Annotated in this window: 15 protein-coding genes and 1 pseudogene; 6 read left to right on the forward strand and 10 right to left on the reverse strand. The window is 72.3% G+C overall.

The window, feature by feature from the left end; translation table 11 throughout:
• Nucleotides 1-105 precede the first annotated feature (105 nt).
• The 5 genes from ACIQNG_RS34710 to ACIQNG_RS34730 all read right to left on the reverse strand — a co-directional run bounded on the left by ACIQNG_RS34710 (nucleotide 106) and on the right by ACIQNG_RS34730 (nucleotide 5,249).
• Nucleotides 106-1,095 carry a zinc-dependent alcohol dehydrogenase family protein gene (locus tag ACIQNG_RS34710; protein ID WP_401490687.1) on the reverse strand — a complete coding sequence of 330 codons (990 nt, stop codon included), beginning with the start codon at nucleotides 1,093-1,095 and terminating at the stop codon, nucleotides 106-108.
• Complete coding sequence (locus ACIQNG_RS34715) at nucleotides 1,092-1,937, reverse strand: carbohydrate ABC transporter permease (RefSeq protein WP_401490689.1); 846 nt, start codon at nucleotides 1,935-1,937, stop codon at nucleotides 1,092-1,094. The genes ACIQNG_RS34710 and ACIQNG_RS34715 overlap by 4 nt, the downstream gene beginning before the upstream one ends.
• Nucleotides 1,934-2,875 carry a carbohydrate ABC transporter permease gene (locus ACIQNG_RS34720; RefSeq protein ID WP_401427547.1) on the reverse strand — a complete coding sequence of 314 codons (942 nt, stop codon included), beginning with the start codon at nucleotides 2,873-2,875 and terminating at the stop codon, nucleotides 1,934-1,936. Before ACIQNG_RS34720 ends, ACIQNG_RS34715 begins: the two co-directional genes overlap by 4 nt.
• The gene (locus ACIQNG_RS34725) at nucleotides 2,872-4,239 is read right to left on the reverse strand and encodes an ABC transporter substrate-binding protein (RefSeq protein WP_401490691.1); all 1,368 of its coding nucleotides are present in this window, start codon (nucleotides 4,237-4,239) and stop codon (nucleotides 2,872-2,874) included. The genes ACIQNG_RS34720 and ACIQNG_RS34725 overlap by 4 nt, the downstream gene beginning before the upstream one ends.
• A 239-nt stretch (nucleotides 4,240-4,478) precedes the next feature.
• Nucleotides 4,479-5,249: a DeoR/GlpR family DNA-binding transcription regulator gene (locus tag ACIQNG_RS34730; RefSeq protein ID WP_401427551.1), complete on the reverse strand. Its 771-nt coding sequence runs from the start codon at nucleotides 5,247-5,249 to the stop codon at nucleotides 4,479-4,481.
• A 316-nt stretch (nucleotides 5,250-5,565) separates the two neighbouring features.
• Between ACIQNG_RS34730 and ACIQNG_RS34735 the strand changes: the two are divergent.
• Nucleotides 5,566-6,204 (forward strand): annotated as a pseudogene (locus ACIQNG_RS34735) (hypothetical protein); the annotation flags it as partial.
• Here the strand turns inward: ACIQNG_RS34735 and ACIQNG_RS34740 are convergent.
• A complete protein-coding gene (locus ACIQNG_RS34740; RefSeq protein ID WP_401490694.1) occupies nucleotides 6,153-7,364 on the reverse strand; it encodes an MFS transporter in 1,212 nt (403 codons plus the stop codon). The pseudogene ACIQNG_RS34735 and the gene ACIQNG_RS34740 sit on opposite strands and share 52 nt — an antisense overlap.
• 330 nt (nucleotides 7,365-7,694) lie before the next feature.
• Here ACIQNG_RS34740 and ACIQNG_RS34745 point away from each other — a divergent pair, with 330 nt between their 5' ends.
• Complete coding sequence (locus ACIQNG_RS34745) at nucleotides 7,695-8,285, forward strand: TIGR03086 family metal-binding protein (RefSeq protein WP_401490696.1); 591 nt, start codon at nucleotides 7,695-7,697, stop codon at nucleotides 8,283-8,285.
• A 118-nt stretch (nucleotides 8,286-8,403) separates the two neighbouring features.
• Here ACIQNG_RS34745 and ACIQNG_RS34750 read toward each other — a convergent pair whose 3' ends face one another.
• The 3 genes from ACIQNG_RS34750 to ACIQNG_RS34760 all read right to left on the reverse strand — a co-directional run bounded on the left by ACIQNG_RS34750 (nucleotide 8,404) and on the right by ACIQNG_RS34760 (nucleotide 11,399).
• Nucleotides 8,404-9,855: a peptidoglycan D,D-transpeptidase FtsI family protein gene (locus ACIQNG_RS34750; RefSeq protein ID WP_401490697.1), complete on the reverse strand. Its 1,452-nt coding sequence runs from the start codon at nucleotides 9,853-9,855 to the stop codon at nucleotides 8,404-8,406.
• Nucleotides 9,856-9,959: 104 nt separating this feature from the next.
• Nucleotides 9,960-10,487 (reverse strand): GNAT family N-acetyltransferase, encoded by a 528-nt coding sequence (locus tag ACIQNG_RS34755; protein ID WP_401490805.1) that lies wholly within the window; start codon nucleotides 10,485-10,487, stop codon nucleotides 9,960-9,962.
• Nucleotides 10,488-10,625: 138 nt separating this feature from the next.
• A complete protein-coding gene (locus ACIQNG_RS34760) occupies nucleotides 10,626-11,399 on the reverse strand; it encodes an IclR family transcriptional regulator (protein WP_401427559.1) in 774 nt (257 codons plus the stop codon).
• A 108-nt stretch (nucleotides 11,400-11,507) separates the two neighbouring features.
• Between ACIQNG_RS34760 and ACIQNG_RS34765 the strand changes: the two genes are divergently transcribed.
• From ACIQNG_RS34765 to ACIQNG_RS34780, 4 genes are all read left to right on the forward strand, one after another.
• The gene (locus ACIQNG_RS34765) at nucleotides 11,508-13,037 is read left to right on the forward strand and encodes an aldehyde dehydrogenase (NADP(+)) (protein WP_401490699.1); all 1,530 of its coding nucleotides are present in this window, start codon (nucleotides 11,508-11,510) and stop codon (nucleotides 13,035-13,037) included.
• A 105-nt stretch (nucleotides 13,038-13,142) separates the two neighbouring features.
• Nucleotides 13,143-13,751: a DUF1349 domain-containing protein gene (locus tag ACIQNG_RS34770; protein ID WP_401427564.1), complete on the forward strand. Its 609-nt coding sequence runs from the start codon at nucleotides 13,143-13,145 to the stop codon at nucleotides 13,749-13,751.
• Nucleotides 13,752-13,904: 153 nt separating this feature from the next.
• Complete coding sequence (locus ACIQNG_RS34775; protein WP_401490701.1) at nucleotides 13,905-14,621, forward strand: DsbA family oxidoreductase; 717 nt, start codon at nucleotides 13,905-13,907, stop codon at nucleotides 14,619-14,621.
• A gap of 176 nt (nucleotides 14,622-14,797) precedes the next feature.
• Entirely contained in the window at nucleotides 14,798-15,850 is a 1,053-nt protein-coding gene (locus ACIQNG_RS34780) for an aminotransferase class V-fold PLP-dependent enzyme (RefSeq protein ID WP_401490703.1), read from the forward strand.
• A 65-nt stretch (nucleotides 15,851-15,915) separates the two neighbouring features.
• On the opposite strand, the gene thpD is transcribed toward ACIQNG_RS34780, so the two are convergent.
• The gene (gene thpD, locus ACIQNG_RS34785) at nucleotides 15,916-16,803 is read right to left on the reverse strand and encodes an ectoine hydroxylase (protein WP_401427570.1); all 888 of its coding nucleotides are present in this window, start codon (nucleotides 16,801-16,803) and stop codon (nucleotides 15,916-15,918) included.
• Between the last annotated feature and the right edge of the window lie 3 nt (nucleotides 16,804-16,806).

The following is a 16,806-nucleotide window of genomic DNA, read 5'->3' on the forward strand; positions in this document are numbered from 1 at the left end:
CCCGCGGACGTCGAGCTCGCCGCATGACCCCAGCCAGCCCGAATCACCCCAAACCCCACAGAGACGCCTTGACGAAGGACATAGAGGCACCCCCCGCCCACCGGCCTACGGGGTTACCACGATCTTTCGGCCGATTCCGGAGGCGAACTGGTTCAGTGCCTGGGGGTACTGCTCCAGCGGCAGCCGGTCGCTGATGAAGACGTCCGGGTCCAGGACGCCGCTCGCGAACAGTTCGGCCGCCCGCTCGTAGCTGTGCAGGACGGCCATGGAGCCGGTGATGGTGATCTCCTGGTTGTAGATCCGGTACGGGTCGATGGAGACCCGGGTCGCGTAGTCGGCGACCCCGAACTGGAGGAACGTACCGGCCTTGGCCACCCGGTCCAGGCCGTCCTGGATGGCCGCCGCGTTGCCGGTCGCGTCGATGACGACGTCCCAGCCCTGCGGCCGGTCCAGTTCGTCGGCGCCGGCCGCCGCCGCGGAGACCCCCAGTTGCCGGGCGGTCTCCAGCCGGCCGGGGTTGAGGTCCACGACGTCCACGCTCGCCGCGCCCGTGCGCTTGGCCAGCTCCAGCATCATCAGGCCCATGGTGCCGGAGCCGTAGATCAGGACATGGGCGCCGAGGCGGTTCTGGAGGATGTCGTAGCCGCGCACCGCGCAGGACAGCGGTTCCACGAGGGCCGCGTCGGCGGTGCGGACGTGCTCGGGGAGCTTCACACAGTTCGCCACCGGGGCCAGGGCGTACTGGGCGGCGCCGCCGGCCGCGGTCACCCCGATCGCCGCCCAGCGTTCGCACAGGTTGTTGTGGCCGTTGCGGCAGTAGCGGCACTCGTAGCAGTACAGGGAGGGGTCCACGGCGACCTGGTCGCCCGGCGCGACCTCGGTGACCTGGGTGCCGACGGCCACCACCTCGCCCGCGAACTCGTGCCCCGGCACGATCGGCAGCTCGGGCGCGAACTCGCCCTGGAGGATGTGCAGGTCCGTGCCGCACAGACCGCACGCGGCGACCTCCACGACCACCTCGCGCGGTCCCGGCGTCGGGTCCGGGACCTCGGCGACGACGGCCCGGCCCACGGACTCGATGACGGCGGCCTTCATTTCACGGCTCCCAACGACAGGCCCTGGACCAGTTTGTCCTGGGCGGCGAACCCCGCGGCGAGCACCGGCAGGGAGATGACCAGCGACGCGGCGCACACCTTGGCCAGGAACAGTCCCTGGCTGGTGATGAAGCCGGTCAGGAAGACGGGCGCGGTCTCGGCGACGACACCGGTGAGCACCCGTGCGAACAGCAGCTCGTTCCAGCTGAAGATGAAGCAGATCAGGGCGGTCGCGGCGATCCCCGGCAGGGCGATCGGGGCGACCACCCGCGCCAGGATCGTCGGCAGCCGCGCCCCGTCCACCCGCGCGGCCTCGATGATCGCGACCGGCACCTCGGACAGGAAGGAGTGCATCATCCACACCGCGATCGGCAGATTCATCGAGGTGTAGAGGACGACGAGCAGCCAGACGTTGTCCAGCAGATCGGTGTTCCGGGCGAACAGATAGATCGGCAGCAGCCCCGCGACGACCGGCAGCATCTTGGTCGACAGGAAGAAGAACAGCACGTCCGTCCACTTGCGCACCGGCCGGATCGACAGCGCGTACGCGGCCGGAAGGGCCAGCAGCAGCACGAGCAGCGTCGAGGAGAGCGAGGCGACGGTCGAGTTGATCAGCGAGGGCCAGGGGCTCGCGCCGCCTCCCGTGCCGAAGAACTCGCGGTAGCCGTCCAGGGTGAGGGCGGCGCCGAGCGCGGGCGGGTTCTTCGCCGCGTCCTGTTCCGAGTGGAACGAGGTGAGCGCCATCCAGGCGATCGGCAGGAAGAAGACGATGCCGGCCAGCCAGGCCACCAGACCCAGGCCGGCTCCCTTGCGCTTGCGGACGCGTACGGCGGCGGTGCTCATGCGCGGCCCACCTCCTCGCGGAACAGGGACGACACCACGCGCAGGGCGAAGGTCGCGATGATGATCGAACCGATGACGACCAGCACCCCGGCGGCCGAGGCGAGCCCGTTCTCGTGCGCCTGGTAGAAGGTCTGGTAGACGGTGTACGGCAGGTTGGCGGTGCCGAGACCGCCCGAGGTGATGGTGAACACGGCGTCGAAGTTCTGGACGATGTAGATCGAGCCGAGCAGCGCGCCCAGTTCGAGGTAGCGCCGCAGATGCGGCAGCGTGAGATGGCGGAAGATCTGCCAGTCGCTGGCGCCGTCCACCCGCGCGGCCTCGATCTGCTGCTGGTCGCGGCTCTGGAGGCCCGCCAGCAGGATCAGCATCATGAACGGCGTCCACTGCCACACCAGGGCTGCCTCCACGGCCAGCAGCGGGGTGCTGGAGATCCAGTCGGGCTGGGGGCCGCCGACGTAGCTGAGCAGGCCGTTGAGCAGGCCGTACTCCGGGTTGTACAGGACGTGCTTCCACAGCAGCGCCGCCGCCACCGGGACGATCAGGAACGGGGCGATCAGCAGGGTGCGGACGATGCCCCGGCCCTTGAACCTGCGGTCCAGGAGCAGGGCGAGGAGCAGCCCGAGCACCAGACTGGCCAGCACCACCGCGACGGTCAGCAGGATGGTGGTCCACACCGAGCGGCGCAGGTCGGCGTCGGTGAGCACCTCGGAGTAGTTGGCGAACCCGGCGAAGCTGCGGGCGTCCGGGTAGAGGGAGTTCCAGTCGAAGAAGGAGATCACCAGCGTGGCGACGAAGGGGAGCTGGGTCACCGCGATCAGGAAGACCAGGGCGGGCAGCAGCGGGGCGCGGGTGGCCCAGGCCCGGAGCCGGGGCGACGGCTGGGGGCGCTGCCGCGGGGCGGAGGATGTGGCCACGGGGGCCGTGGTGGTGGCGCTCATCGTCCCTCGTACTCCTCGGAGATCTCTTCGGCGAGTTGCTGGGACCGGTCGAGGGCCGCGTCGACGGACTGGCGTCCGGCGATGGCCGCGCTGATCTCCTGGGAGACCTTCGTCCCGAGATCGGTGAACTCGGGGATGCCGACGAACTGGATGCCGGGCGCCGGGCGCGGCTGCACCCCGGGGTCGTCGGGCCGGGCGCCCGCGATGGCCTCCCTGGTCATCTCCTGGAAGGCGGCGGCCTCCGCGCGGTAGTCGGGGTTCTCGTACGTCGAGGCGCGCTTGCCCGCGGGGACGTCCGACCAGCCGACCCGGTCGCCGACGAGCTGTTCGTACTCCTTGCCGGACGCCCAGGACACGAACTGCCATGCCTTGTCGGGGTTGCGGGAGGTGTTCTGGATGCCCCAGGCCCAGGTGTAGAGCCAGCCGGAGGACTCGGTCTTCTCCACGGGCGCGGGCGCGTAGCCGACCTTGCCCTTGACCGGGGAGTCGGCGGACTCCAGGGAGCCGGCCGCGGAGGTGGCGTCATACCACATGGCGACCTTGCCCTGGGTCATGTTGTTGAGGCACTCGGCGAACCCGGACTGGGCGGCGCCGGACTGGCCGTGCTCACGCACCAGGTCGACATAGAACTTCGTCGCCTTCTCCCACTCGGGGGAGTCCAGGCGGGCCGTCCAGTCCTGGTCGAACCAGGTGCCGCCGAAGGTGTTCACGACCGTGGTGAGCGGGGCCATGACCTCGCCCCAGCCGGGCAGTCCGCGCAGGCAGATGCCCTTCATCCCGGCCTCGGCGCCATCGATGCGCGCGGCGAGGTCGGCGATCTGGGTCCAGGTGGGGTCGGCGGGCATCGTCAGGCCCGCCTGCTCGAAGACGTCCTTGCGGTACATCAGGAAGGACGACTCGCCGTAGAAGGGCTGGCCGTAGAGCTTGTCGTCGTCGCCGGTGAGCGACTGGCGCATGGGGGCGAGGACGTCCCGCTCGTCGTAGCCGGGGTCGTCGGCGACGTAGGAGTCCATCTCCTTGAGCCAGCCGTTGCGGGCGTAGATCGGAATCTCGTAGTTGGACAGCGTGGCCACGTCGTACTGGCCTGCCTGGTTGGCGAAGTCCTGGCTGATCTTGTCGCGGACGTCGTTCTCCGGCAGCACGGTGAAGTTCACCTTGATGCCGGTCTCCTCGGTGAAGTGCTCGGCCGTGAGCCGCTGCAACTCGACCATCTGCGGGTTGTTGACCATCAGGACGTTGAGGGCGTCGCCGCCGGAGGACCCGCCCGCACCGACCCAGCAGCCGGAGAGCAGCGGGGCGAGCAGCGTCCCTGCGGCGGCCGTGGCGAGTGCGGCTCGCGGCCTCCGTCGGCTCGGGGTTCGCATGGTTCGCTCCTGAAGATATAGGGATATAAGGGGCACCTTGGGGCACCTTGGGGGAGTGGGGTGCGGGTGCCTCTCGGGGCGGTACTCGGGTCGTGGACCGGGCCCCGGTCCGGGTCCAGGTCCGGGTCCGGGTCCGGGTCCAGGTCCGGGGCCGGGTTCGGGTCCGTGGAGAAAACCAGGGCCGGACCCAGGCTCAGGTCCTGGGATCCTCAGACCTCAGGTCCTGGGATCCTCAGACCTCAGACCCGGATGACCTGGGGGCCGAGCAGTGAGTAGCGGTGGGCCTCCGTCGTCGGGAGCAGGGTGCTGGTGACGATCGCCTCCAGCGCGCCGATCTCCGCGAACCGGCAGAAGCTGACCGCCCCGAACTTGGTGTGCACACCGGCGAAGACGGTACGCCGGGCGGCCCGTACGGCCTGTGCCTTGACCTCGCTGACGGCCGGGTCGGGGGTGGTCAGACCGTGCTCGCGGGAGATGCCGTTCGCGCCGATGAAGGCGAGGTCGAGCACGAACCCGGCGAGCATCTTGGTCGTCCAGTGGTCGACCGTCGCCAGCGTGCCGGAGCGCACCCGGCCGCCGAGCAGCAGCACCGAGAACCCGTCGGCCTCGGCGAGCGCGCCCGCCACCGGCAGGGACGCGGTGACCACGGTCAGCGGCCGGTCCCTCGGCAGGGCCTCCGCGATGAGCTGGGGGGTGAAGCCCTCGTCGATGAAGACGGTCTCGGCGTCCCCGAGGAGTTCGGCCGCCGCGGTGGCGATCCGGCGCTTCTCGGGCACATGGCTGGTGGCACGGAAGGCGAGGGTCGTCTCGAAGCCGGCGCTCTCCACCGGGTAGGCGCCGCCGTGGGTGCGGCGGACCAGCCCGTGGTCCTCCAGGGCGCGCAGATCCCGTCGTACGGTCTCCTTGGCGACGCCCAGTTCCTCGGCGAGCGCGTTGACGTCGACCGAGCCCGTGCGTCGGGCCGCGAGGACGATCTCGCGCTGGCGCTCCTCCGCCGTCCTCGACGTCATCGCCGACACCTGCCTCTGATCGAACCGTGCGATCGGATCGTGTGACCGAACCGTTGGGGTGGACCGTCCGAGTGAACCGTAGGGGTGAACCACATGGGTGAACACTCTGCCCGTTCGGGCCCGGTGGGACCCATGGGGGATGTTCTACAGCCGCCGTGCGGCACTCACCAGGTCTGTCGGTCGCCCGATACTGCCCGGGTCTGACCGATCGCCGCCGCGGGTGCCCGTCGCGGACCAGCGCGGTTGTCCACCGGCGTGTGGGATCGGGCGACGCGCACGCCCGGGTCGGGGGCGGACCGGGCCCGTTCGCCGCCCGTACGGCACCGGACCGGGATCCCTCGGCCGGTACGGGCTCGCCCCTCTCCACGCCCACGACAGGACCGGCGGGACCCCGACCGGCTCGCGGACGCCGTACGCACCGCCCTGGGAACGCCCTGGGAACGCCCTGGGACCGGTCTGGGACCGGTCTGGCGCGGCGCCCCCTCCGGCGGCGGCTGGGCCTGGCGTCGAGCGGCTGCTGGGAGAGACCCGGGCGACAGCAACGCGCGCGGGGCGGGACCGTACGGCCCGCTGCCTCCAGGACGCGGCCGTCACCGCGGTCCGCGCCGCCGCGCCCGACGGCTTCCGGATCCTGCTGCCCGCCCGTCCCGAGTCGTACCACTGCGGCGCCGGCGCCGGCGCCGACGCCGGCGTGGCCCCGCCCCCTCCTCACCGTCGCGGACGGCGTGGTCGTGCCCTGCGCGGCCGGTACGGATCTCGCGGCGCCGTTCGCCCGGCACGCGTGCGAGGGCATCGGGCTCGCCGCCCACCTCACCGTCGTCTCCGGCCTGGGCGGCAGCCCCGCCCCCTCGCCGCCGACACGGCACGCGCGCGGGAACGGGGCGTCACCGAACTGCGCCTACATCACGCCGGGTTGGCGTCCGACGCCGACCTCGCGGCGCCGCGCCCCAGCTGAACCGCGGTCAGCAGCAGCGCCGGACCCACGATCAGCAGCAGCGGCGCGTACGGCACCGAGTCGGCCAGCGCGGCCCCCACCGCCAGCCCGATCACGTTCGGCGTGAACATCAGCGTGCTCGCGGTGGCCGCCGTACGGCCCAGCACCGCGTCCGGCACCGTGCGCTGCACGGCCGTCAGCGCGGCGATCAGCACACAGGGCAGTCCCGCCCCGATCGCCACCCCCGACACCAGCGCCGCCCCGTCGTGCGGCACCGCCCGCAGCGCCACCGCCGCACCGGTCAGCGCGATCCCGGCCGCCGCGAACCACGCCTCCCCGAGCCCGCGCAGCGCCGGACCCGAGACCAGCCCCACCAGCACCGACCCGGCGCCCTGCACGGCCGCCAGCACCCCCGCGTACGCCGGGGGCCGGTCCAGGCCCTCGACCACGGCGTACACCAGCGCCCCGTTCAGCCCCGCGCACAGCATCGTCAGGGCGCCCGCGAACACCAGCGGGCGCAGCACCGGGTGCGCCCTCAGCCCGCGCGCCCCCTCCACGGTCCGCTCCCACCAGCCCGCCGACGTCCGTTCGGGCGCCCGCTCGTCGACCCGTACCCGCGCGATCAGGGCCGCCGCGAGGACGAACGTCACCGCGTCCAGCAGCGCCACGCTCGCCCCGCCGTACGCCGCGTACAGGCCCGCGCCCGCGAGCGGGGCCGTCAGCTTCATGCCCTCGGTGGCGGTCATCCGCAGCCCGTTGAAATCGCCGAGCAGCTTCGGCCCGACCACGCTCGGCATCAGCGCCGCCTCGGCCGCGTCACCGAGGACGCCGACGGCGCCGTACACCAGCAGCACGGCGAGGACGAGCCACACACCGGCCGCCGAGTCGACGGTGACCAGGACCGGCACCAGCAGGGCCATCGCCAGGTTCAGGCCGATCAGCAGCGGTCTGCGGCGCACCCGGTCGGCGACCGTGCCCAGCACCGGTCCCACGAGCGTCGGCGCCCACATCGCCAGCAGACACAGCGCCGCGAGCCCGTCGGAACCGGTCAGCTCCTTCACCCACACCCCGCTCGCCAGCCACAGCGCGTTGGTGCCGAAGCCGTTCACCAGGACCGCGCCGAGATATCTGCGCGCGTTGCCGTCCGCCAGCACCCGCGCGACCGTGAAAGTCGTCGTCATGCCTGGTCATCGTGGTGCTAAGGCGGGGGTGCGGGGATCGGGCGGATGCCCTACGTGGGTGGCGTCGGGGGCGCCGGGAAGCGGTCCGGGGTGAGGGGGTGCGCGAGGGGCGGGCGCGACCGATGAGTTCCGGGGCCCGGAACGGTCTCCCTTCCTGAGCGACCCGCTCAGGTCCGGTCCGACCCCCTGAGCGAACGCTCAAGTCCGACCGTTGAAGTCCGACCCGTTCAAGTACCGACCCGTTCAAGTACCGACCGCCGACCTGGGCCGGCACATCCCTTCCGTGCCCGCGCAGGCGCCGTCAGAGTTGTCACCACAGGAGGAACAGCCATGGCAGAGCCCACCCTCGACCTCGGGCCGCAGACCAGGATCGTGGCGCGACTGGCGGCCGGTGTGCGCGACGACCAACTCGGCGACGCCACCCCCTGCCCCGATCTCGCCGTACGCCATCTGCTCGGCCATCTGCTGGGGCTGTCCATCGCCTTCCGGGACGCCGGACGCAAGGATCTCGGCGTCACCACCGACACCGCCCCCGACTCCAGCACCCCCGACATCGGCCCCGGCTGGCGCGAGGAGCTGCCGGTCGTCCTCGAAGAGCTGGCCGAGACCTGGCGGTCGCCCGCCGCCTGGGACGGGATGACCCGGGCGGGCAACGTCGATCTGCCGGGGGAGATCGCCGGGCTGGTCGCGGTCGACGAGCTGGTGATCCACGCCTGGGACCTGGCGCGCGCCACCGCCCTGCCCTACGAGCCCGACCCGGCCGCGCTCCAGGCGACCCACGCCTTCCTGACCGCGTCCGCCGAGGAGAGCGGGGGCCGGGGCAACGAGATCTTCGGGCCGGTCGTCCCGGTCCCGGACGACGCGCCCCTCCTCGACCGCGCGGTGGGCCTCAGCGGGCGCGACCCGCACTGGAAGCCGTAGCGGAGGCCCGACCGGGGCGCAGGGCCCGACCTGGGGTCACGTCACAGCGCCCCGGCCGGAGGCTGTACCGACCCCCGGCCGGGTCGGGCGCGGCCCCCGGCCGGGTCGGGTGCCCCCCTCAGCCCTTCAGGGCCGCCTCCATCACGGCCTTGGCCACCGGCGCGGCCAGCCCGTTGCCGCTCACCTCGGACCGCTCGGCGTCCGACTGCTCGACCACCACGGCCACCGCGACCGCCTTGCCGTTGGAGTCGGACTTCGCGTAGGAGGTGAACCAGGCGTACGGCGTCTTGCTGTTGTTCTCGCCGTGCTGCGCCGTCCCCGTCTTGCCGCCCACCGTCGCGCCGGGGATCTGGGCGTTGCTGCCAGTGCCGTCGGTGACCACGGTCTGCATCGCGGACTCCAGCTGCTCGGCCGTGGAGGCGCTGACGATCCTCTTGCCGGAGGCGGAGTCGTCGTAGTTCTCCAGCGTGTCCCCGTCACCGTCGGTGATCTTGGAGACCATGTGCGGCGAGACCAGTTCCCCGCCGTTGGCGATCGCCGCCGACACCATGGCCACCTGGAGCGGGGTGGCGGTCACGTCGAACTGGCCGATCCCGCTCAGCGCCGTCTGCGCCTCGTCCATATCCTTCGGATACACGCTCTCGTACGCCCGCACCGGCACGTCCTGCTCGGCGTCGTTGAACCCGAACCGCTCCGCCGTCTCCCGCACCTTCTCCTGGCCCAGGTCGACGGCCATCTTGCCGAAGACGTTGTTGCAGGAGTACTGGAGCGCCACCCGGATCGAGGCGTTCTCACACGGCGCCGACCGGTTCTCGTTGGTGAGCTGGTCGCTGGAGAGCGGCAGGTCGTACGGGTCGGGGCTGTCCGTCTTCTCGTCCACCGACGCGTACAGCCCGTCCTCCAGCGCCGCCGCCGCGACCACCAGCTTGAACGTGGAACCGGGCGGCAGCGGCTGGCGCAGCGCGCGGTTCGTCATCGGCTTGTCCTCGGCCTTCGTGAGCCGCTCCCAGTCGTCCGAGCCGCCCGTGGTGATCCTGTCCGGGTCGTACGACGGGGTCGAGACCACCCCCAGGATCCTGCCGGTGTCCGGGTCGATCGCGACGGCCGCGCCCCGCTTGTCGCCCAGCGCCTCGTAGGCCGCCCGCTGCACGGCCGGGTCGATCGTCGTGACCACATCACCGGGGGCCGCGCGGGTGTTGGTGACGGTGTCCATCATCGTCTTCAGCCGGAGGTCGGAGCCGTCCAGCACGTCCTGGTAGATGCCCTCCAGCTGGGTCGCGCCGTAGACCTGCGAGCTGTAGCCGGTGACCGCCGCGTACAGCGGGCCGTCCTTGTACGTGCGCTTGTACGCGAGGTCGCCGCTGGTGGTCCGCGCGGAGCCGGTGACCGCCTCGCCGCCCACGATGATGTTGCCGAGCGGCGCGCTGTACAGCTCGATCGCGTTCCGCCGGTTGTCCTTGTCGTCCGCGAGGGCCGTTCCGTCGTAGAACTGCACCCAGGTCGCCCTCACCAGCAGAGCGAGCACGAGGAGCAGCGAGAACACGGAGGCTCGCCTGATCGTCTTGTTCATCCCGTTCCTGAGGACGAACACGGTCGAGCGGAACGTTCCCGTCCGCCCGTTTTCTCATGGAACGCTCATGGGTCCGGGCCCGGGCCCGGGCCCGGCTCGAAGGCTCACGCCTCCAGCGTCAGCACCGTCTCGTCGATCTCCTCGCCCCGTGCCCGCGCGAACCCCCGGTCGCGCCCGGTGACCCGGAAGCCGCACTTCCGCAGCACCCGCAGCGAGCCCGCGTTGTCCGAGGCCACGCGCGCGTGCAGCGGGCGTTCCGGTTCCTCGGCCAGCAGCAGCCGCAGCGCGTCCGTCGCGATGCCCTGCCCCCAGTACGCGCGGTCGATCCAGTACGTCACCTCGCGCGCGCCCGGATCCCCGTACACCGCGGCGCTCCCGACCACGTCCCCGTCCGCCAGGACCGTACGGTTGAGGATGCCGTCCGCCGCGCGGATCCGCCGCCAGTGGGCGTCGAAGGCGTCCCGGTCGGCCGGGTCCTCGGGGGTGAAGGCGGCCATGCGCAGCGACTCGGGGTCGTTCATCTGCCGGTAGAACACCGGCAGGTCGCTGTCGTGCACCGGACGCAGCGTGACGGTCACCCGCACCGGCGTCGGCCCGGCCCCCCACCGACCCGCCCGTTCCGCCCGCCCCATCCGCTCCATCCGCCCCATCCGATCCACCCGTTCCGCCTCTTCCATCCGCCCCACCCCTGCCACCCCTGCCGGCCCTTCCACCCCTGTCGGCCCTTCCATCCCTTCCGGCCGTTCGATCCGTGCCCTTCGCTCCCTCGTTCAGAGTCTCCGGGTCGCCAGGGTGAGCCGGTCGCGGGCGTCGAACAGCGCGTCCTTGACCATCTGCTCGTGCGCCGGGGTGAGCCGGGCCACCGGGACGGAGCAGCTGATCGCGTCCCGCGCGGGCGTGCGGTACGGGATCGCCACCCCGAAGCAGCGCAGGCCCAGCGTGTTCTCCTCCCGGTCGACCGCGTACCCCTGCTCCCGCACCTGGTGCAGTTCCTCGATGAGCCGCTCCCGGTCGGTGATGGTGTTCTCGGTGAGCGCGGGCAGTGTCTCCGGCAGCAGCTTGCGCACCTGTTCGTCGGTGCAAGTGCTCAGCAGCGCCTTGCCGAGGGCCGTGGAGTGGGCGGGCAGCCGGCGCCCGACCCGGGTGAACGGGCGCAGGTAGTGCTGCGACTGGCGGGTGGCCAGATAGACCACGTTGGTGCCGTCCAGCCGGGCCAGATGGATGGTCTCGGTGGTGTCGTCGGAGAGCCGGTCGAGGGTCGGCCGGGCCACCGCGACCACCTCGTCGCCGTCGATGTACGAGGTGCCCACGAGCAGCGCGCGCACCCCGATGCCGTACCGCGTGCCGGTGGCGTCCGTCTCCACCCAGCCCAGCTCCACCAGCGTGCGCAGCAGCATGTAGAGGCTGGACTTGGGATAGCCGACGGCTTCCTGGACCGCCGCGAGGGAGTGCATCCCGGGGCGTCCCGCGAAGTACTCCAGCAGTTCCACCGTCCGCACCGCGGACTTGACCTGCGCCCCGCCGCCCGTATCGCCTGCCGACATCGCCCTTGACCCCTTCGTTCGACGGGAAATAGTCTCCGAGCGGGTAGTTCATCATCAGAGACGGCGTTCAGCATATCGAATACGGCATCACGCCTGGAGGGACTCGCGGTGGCAGCAGCACCAGTCTGGAGCGTCGACCCCCGAACCGGGAAGCCGCGGGAGCAGGTCGCCGTGGAGGCGACACCGGCGGAGGTGGACACCGCGGTGCGCGCCGCCCACGCGGCACGGGGAGCCCTCGCCGACCGCGCCGTCCGCGCGGCGCTCCTGCGCACCGCCGCCGACCGGCTGGAGGCCGCGAAGGACGCGTTGGTCGAGGTCGCCGACGCCGAGACCGCGCTCGGCCCGGTCCGGCTCACCGGCGAACTGGCCCGCACCTGCTACCAGTTGCGGGCCTTCGCCGGCATCGTCGACGAGGGCGCCTTCCTGGACGTGGTGATCGACCACCCGGACGCCACCGCGACCCCGCCCGTCCCCGATCTGCGCCGCTACAAAGTGCCCCTGGGCGTCGTCGCCGTCTACGCCGCCTCGAACTTCCCGTTCGCCTTCTCCGTCCCCGGCGGCGACACCGCGAGTGCCCTCGCGGCGGGGTGCCCGGTCGTCGTCAAGGCCCATCCCGATCACCCGGCGCTGTCCGAGCTGGTCGCCAAGGTGCTGCGCACGGCCGCCGCCGCGCACGGTGTCCCGGAGGGCGTGATCGGGCTGGTGCACGGCTTCGACGCCGGTGTGCGGCTGATCGGGCACCCGCTGGTCGCCGCCGCCGGTTTCACCGGGTCGGTCCGTGGTGGACGCGCGCTGTTCGACGCCGCCGTCGCGCGACCGGTGCCGATCCCCTTCCACGGCGAGCTGGGGTCGCTCAACCCGGTCGTGATCACCGAGGAGGCGGCGGCCGAGCGGGCGGAGGAGATCGGGACCGGACTCGCGGGCTCGATGACGCTGGGCGTCGGGCAGTTCTGTGTGAAGCCGGGGCTCGTGCTCGCGCCCGCGGGCGAGGTGGGCGACCGGCTGGTCGGCGCGCTGACGGACGCGGTGAGCAGGGTGGAGGCCGGGGTCCTGCTGGACCACCGGATGCGGGACGACTTCGTCGCCGGGGTCGCCGAGCGGGCGAAGCTGCCCGACGTCGAGTCGCCGGTGACGCCGGGCGCGGGCGGCGAGCACACCGTCGGCGCCGGGTTCCTCACCGTGCCGGCCGCGCGCCTCGCCGTCGAGGGGGAGCACGATCTGCTCCTGGAGGAGTGCTTCGGGCCCGTCACCGTCGTGGCCCGCTACCAGGACGACACCGAGGTCACGGCCGTGCTGTCCCGGCTGCCCGGGAACCTCACGGCCACGGTCCAGCTCTCCGCGCGCGAGGCGGCCGGGGCGGGCGTCGGCGCGTCGATCCTGGCGGAGCTGACTCCGCTGGCCGGGCGGGTGCTGGTGAACGGCTGGCCGACCGGGGTGGCGGTCGCGCCCGCGCAGCACCACGGAGGGCCGTACCCGGCGACGACCTCCACCTCCACCTCCGTCGGCGGTACGGCCGTCGAACGGTGGCTGCGGCCGGTGGTGTACCAGGGGACGCCCGAGGCCCTGCTGCCCGCCGAGCTGAGGGACGACAACCCGCTCGGGCTGCCCCGGCGGTTCAACGGGGGCCTGGAGAACTGACGGCACCGGCCTCGGCGGAAGGGGAACCGGCGGCGCTGGACCGGTACCGCCCCAACCGGCGGCGCCCGGGCGGGGAGCCGACGGCCGCCTGGCACACTCGGGCGCATGGAGATCGAGCTTCCCGAACTGCCCTTCCCGCTGCGCACCTACGGGCCCGACGGCGACTGGACCTACGAGGACGGCGTCCTCACCGGCTGGGCCGGGGCACGGCAGGATCGTTTCGTGCCGCCCACCGGCGAGTCGCTCGACCCGGCCGCGGACGCGCCCCGGCTGCTCGGGGCGCCGACCGGGGACTTCCAGCTGATCGCCCGGGTCACGGTCGGGTTCGCCGCCACCTTCGACGCCGGGGTGCTCTACGCGCACGTGGGCGAGCGGGCCTGGGCGAAGCTGTGTCTGGAGTATTCGCCGGACGTGCCCACCGTCTGCACGGTCGTCACCCGCGGCCACTCCGACGACGCCAACTCCTTCACCGTGGAGGGCAGTTCGGTCTGGCTCCGGCTGAGCCGCACCGGCCGCTCCTTCGCCTTCCACGCCTCCCGCGACGGCGCGCGCTGGACCTTCGTCCGGCTGTTCACCCTGGGTGACACGGAGGAGACCGGGGCGGCCCTGGTCGGCTTCATGGCCCAGTCGCCCATGGGGGAGGGGTGTGTCGTGACCTACGACCACCTGGAGTTCCGGCCGAGCTGGCCGAGCGATCTGCGGGACGGGAGCTGAGCCCGGACCGGCCGGGCGGTCTGCGGGACGGAAGCTGAGCCCGGACCGGCCGAGCGATCTCAGGGACCGAAGCTGAGCCCGGAATGAAAGCGTTCGATTGAACGTTCACCCAACCTGAGGAGTGTCCCCCGCGACCTGGAGAGAGCCGAGAACATGCGCGTCGAGATCTGGAGCGATATCGCCTGCCCCTGGTGCTACGTCGGCAAGGCCCGCTTCGAGAAGGCGCTCGCGGCCTTCCCGCACCGCGACCAGGTCGAGGTGGTCCACCGCTCCTTCGAGTTGGACCCCGGGCGCGCCAAGGACGACATCCAGCCGGTGATCGGCCTGCTCACCGAGAAGTACGGCATGAGCGAGGCACAGGCGCAGGCCGGTGAGGACGACCTCGGCGCGCAGGCCGCCGCCGAGGGCCTCGCCTACCGCACCCGCGGCCGGGACCACGGCAGCACCTTCGACCTGCACCGCCTGCTGCACCTCGCCAAGGAGCACGGCCGCCAGGGCGAGCTGATCCAGCTCTTCTACGAGGCCAACTTCGCCGAGGAGCGGTCCGTCTTCGACGACACCGAGCGGCTGGTCGAGATCGCCGGGTGCGCCGGACTCGACGCGGCCGAGGTGCGCAAGGTGCTGGCCGACCCCACCGCGTACGCCGACGCCGTGCGCGCCGACGAGCGGGAGGCCGCACAGCTCGGCGCGAACGGTGTCCCCTTCTTCGTCATCGACCGCGCCTACGGCGTCTCCGGCGCCCAGCCCGCCGAGGTGTTCACCCAGGCGCTCACCCAGGCGTGGGGCGAGCGCTCGCCGCTGCGCCTGATCGAGGACGGCACCCGGACCTGCGGCCCCGACGGATGCGAGGCGCCCTCCCGGCAGTCCTAGGGCGGGTCGGTCGAGCGCCCCGTGCCCGGCGGGCGGACGACGGGAGGGCGATGGCACGGCCCCGCCCCGAGCGGCTGACGGCACCGCAGGTCACGGCCCACCCATAAGCGCCGCTTGGACGCACCACGTAGACATCCGTGATGGACTTCGTCCCCGCCCGGCCCCACAGTGGAGCCATGGAGACCTTCGAGACTCTCGTCCGCGCCGAGTTCGCCCCGAAGAACACCTTCCTGAACACCGCGGCCATCGGACTGCTCCCGGCCCGTACCGTCGCCGCCGTCGACCACGCCGTACGGATGCGGGCCGAGGGCGTGCCGCTCGGCCCGCTCTACGACGAGGTGGAGACCGTCCGCGTGAGCGTGGCGCGGATCCTCGGGGTGCCCGCCGCGCGGGTCGCGTCCGGGGCGTCGGTCGCCGTGTTCGGCGGACTCGTCGCCGCCGCACTGCCCTCCGGGGCCGAGGTCCTCACCGCGGAGGGCGACTTCTCCTCCCTCGTGAACCCCTTCCACACGCGCGGGGACCTCAAGGTGCGGGCCGTGCCGCTGGAGCGGATCGCCGAGTCCGTCCGCCCGGAGACCGAACTGGTCGCCGTGAGCGTCGTACAGTCCGCCGACGGCCGGCTCGCCGACCTCACCGCGATCCGGGAGGCCACGCGCGCGCACGGGGCCCGTGTCTTCCTCGACGCCTCCCAGTCGGTCGGCTGGCTGCCGGTGGCGCCTGACGCGTACGACTTCCTCGCCGCGGTCGGCTTCAAGTGGCTGCTCGGCCCGCACGGCGTGTCGTTCCTCGTGGTCCCCGAGGACCTCGGCGGGCTGCCCCCGCTCTTCGCGGGCTGGGTCACCGGCGAGGCCCCCTGGGACAGCTGCTACGGCCCGATCGCCGAACTCGCCCACTCCGCACGCCGCTACGACGTCAGCCCCGCCCTGTTCTCCTACGCCGGGCTGCGGGCCTCCCTCGGCCTGATCGAGGAACTCGGCGTCGACGCCGTGCACGCCCACGACACCGCCCTCGCCGACCGGTTCCGGGCGGGCCTGCGCACCCTGGGCCACGAGCCGGTACCGGCGCCCGGATCGGCCGTCGTCTCCGTCCCGGGGCTGGGCGGACGGCAACCCCGGCTCAGCGAGGCGGGCATTGAGGTCTCCGCCCGGGCGGGCAATCTGCGCGCCGCCTTCCACCTCTACAACACGCCCGCCGACGTGGACCGGCTGCTGGCCGCCCTGTCCGACTGACGGGAACGACGACGCGGGGGTGCGCCGCCCCCGTCCGGGACGGCGCACCCCCGCGTCGGCGGGGCTCAGCGCACCGGGGTGAAGTCCCTGGCGCCGATGAACTCCGGGCGCCGGATGGGCGCCGCGAACGGCTCCACGGCCGCGTTCTCCACACTGTTGAACACGATGAACACATTGCTGCGCGGGAACGGCGTGATGTTGTCGCCCGACCCGTGCATGGCGTTGCAGTCGAACCAGGTCGCCGAGCCCGGCCGGCCGGTGAACAGCTTGATGCCGTACTCGCTCGCCATGGTGGTGAGCGCCTCGTTCGAGGGCGTGCCGGCGTCCTGCATCTGGAGCGACTTCTTGTAGTTGTCCTTCGGCGTGGCGCCCGCGCACCCGAGGAACGTGCGGTGCGAGCCGGGCATGATCATCAGCCCGCCGTTGGTGTCGTGGTTCTCGGTCAGCGCGATCGAGACGGACACGGCCCGCATGTTCGGCAGCCCGTCCTCGGCGTGCCAGGTCTCGAAGTCCGAGTGCCAGTAGAAGCCGCTCGCGCCGAAGCCGGGCTTCACATTGATCCGGGACTGGTGGACGTAGACGTCCGAGCCCAGGATCTGCCGGGCCCGGCCGACGACCCGCTCGTCGCGCACCAGCCGGGCGAACACCTCGCTGATCCGGTGCACTTCGAAGACCGAGCGGATCTCCTGGGTGCGCGGCTCGACGATGGAACGCTCGTCGGCGCGGATCGCCGGGTCGGCGATCAGCCGCTCCAGCTCCTGCCGGTAGCCGGTGACCTCGTCATCGGTGATCAGCTGATCGACGGTGAGGAAACCGTCGCGTTCGTAGGACCGCAGTCCGGTCGACTCGATCGGGCCGGGGGCGTCCGGCGAACCCCAGAGCACGGGGTCCTTCCGGGGGACGGTCACCTCGGTGGCGCCGCGGCTGGGGTACAGGTCGGTGAGGGTGGTCATGCG

The sequence above is a fragment of the Streptomyces sp. NPDC091377 genome (assembly GCF_044757045.1).
Taxonomy (GTDB): Bacteria; Actinomycetota; Actinomycetes; order Streptomycetales; family Streptomycetaceae; genus Streptomyces.

Excerpts from the sequence above, each read along its gene's own strand:
- ACIQNG_RS34710 (WP_401490687.1), bottom strand. The coding sequence starts at position 1,095 with ATGAAGGCCGCCGTCATCGAGTCCGTGGGCCGGGCCGTCGTCGCCGAG.
- ACIQNG_RS34715 (WP_401490689.1), bottom strand. The coding sequence starts at position 1,937 with ATGAGCACCGCCGCCGTACGCGTCCGCAAGCGCAAGGGAGCCGGCCTG.
- ACIQNG_RS34720 (WP_401427547.1), bottom strand. The coding sequence starts at position 2,875 with ATGAGCGCCACCACCACGGCCCCCGTGGCCACATCCTCCGCCCCGCGG.
- ACIQNG_RS34725 (WP_401490691.1), bottom strand. The coding sequence starts at position 4,239 with ATGCGAACCCCGAGCCGACGGAGGCCGCGAGCCGCACTCGCCACGGCC.
- ACIQNG_RS34730 (WP_401427551.1), bottom strand. The coding sequence starts at position 5,249 with ATGACGTCGAGGACGGCGGAGGAGCGCCAGCGCGAGATCGTCCTCGCG.
- ACIQNG_RS34740 (WP_401490694.1), bottom strand. The coding sequence starts at position 7,364 with ATGACGACGACTTTCACGGTCGCGCGGGTGCTGGCGGACGGCAACGCG.
- ACIQNG_RS34745 (WP_401490696.1), top strand. The coding sequence starts at position 7,695 with ATGGCAGAGCCCACCCTCGACCTCGGGCCGCAGACCAGGATCGTGGCG.
- ACIQNG_RS34750 (WP_401490697.1), bottom strand. The coding sequence starts at position 9,855 with ATGAACAAGACGATCAGGCGAGCCTCCGTGTTCTCGCTGCTCCTCGTG.
- ACIQNG_RS34755 (WP_401490805.1), bottom strand. The coding sequence starts at position 10,487 with ATGGGGCGGGCGGAACGGGCGGGTCGGTGGGGGGCCGGGCCGACGCCG.
- ACIQNG_RS34760 (WP_401427559.1), bottom strand. The coding sequence starts at position 11,399 with ATGTCGGCAGGCGATACGGGCGGCGGGGCGCAGGTCAAGTCCGCGGTG.
- ACIQNG_RS34770 (WP_401427564.1), top strand. The coding sequence starts at position 13,143 with ATGGAGATCGAGCTTCCCGAACTGCCCTTCCCGCTGCGCACCTACGGG.
- ACIQNG_RS34775 (WP_401490701.1), top strand. The coding sequence starts at position 13,905 with ATGCGCGTCGAGATCTGGAGCGATATCGCCTGCCCCTGGTGCTACGTC.
- ACIQNG_RS34780 (WP_401490703.1), top strand. The coding sequence starts at position 14,798 with ATGGAGACCTTCGAGACTCTCGTCCGCGCCGAGTTCGCCCCGAAGAAC.
- thpD (WP_401427570.1), bottom strand. The coding sequence starts at position 16,803 with ATGACCACCCTCACCGACCTGTACCCCAGCCGCGGCGCCACCGAGGTG.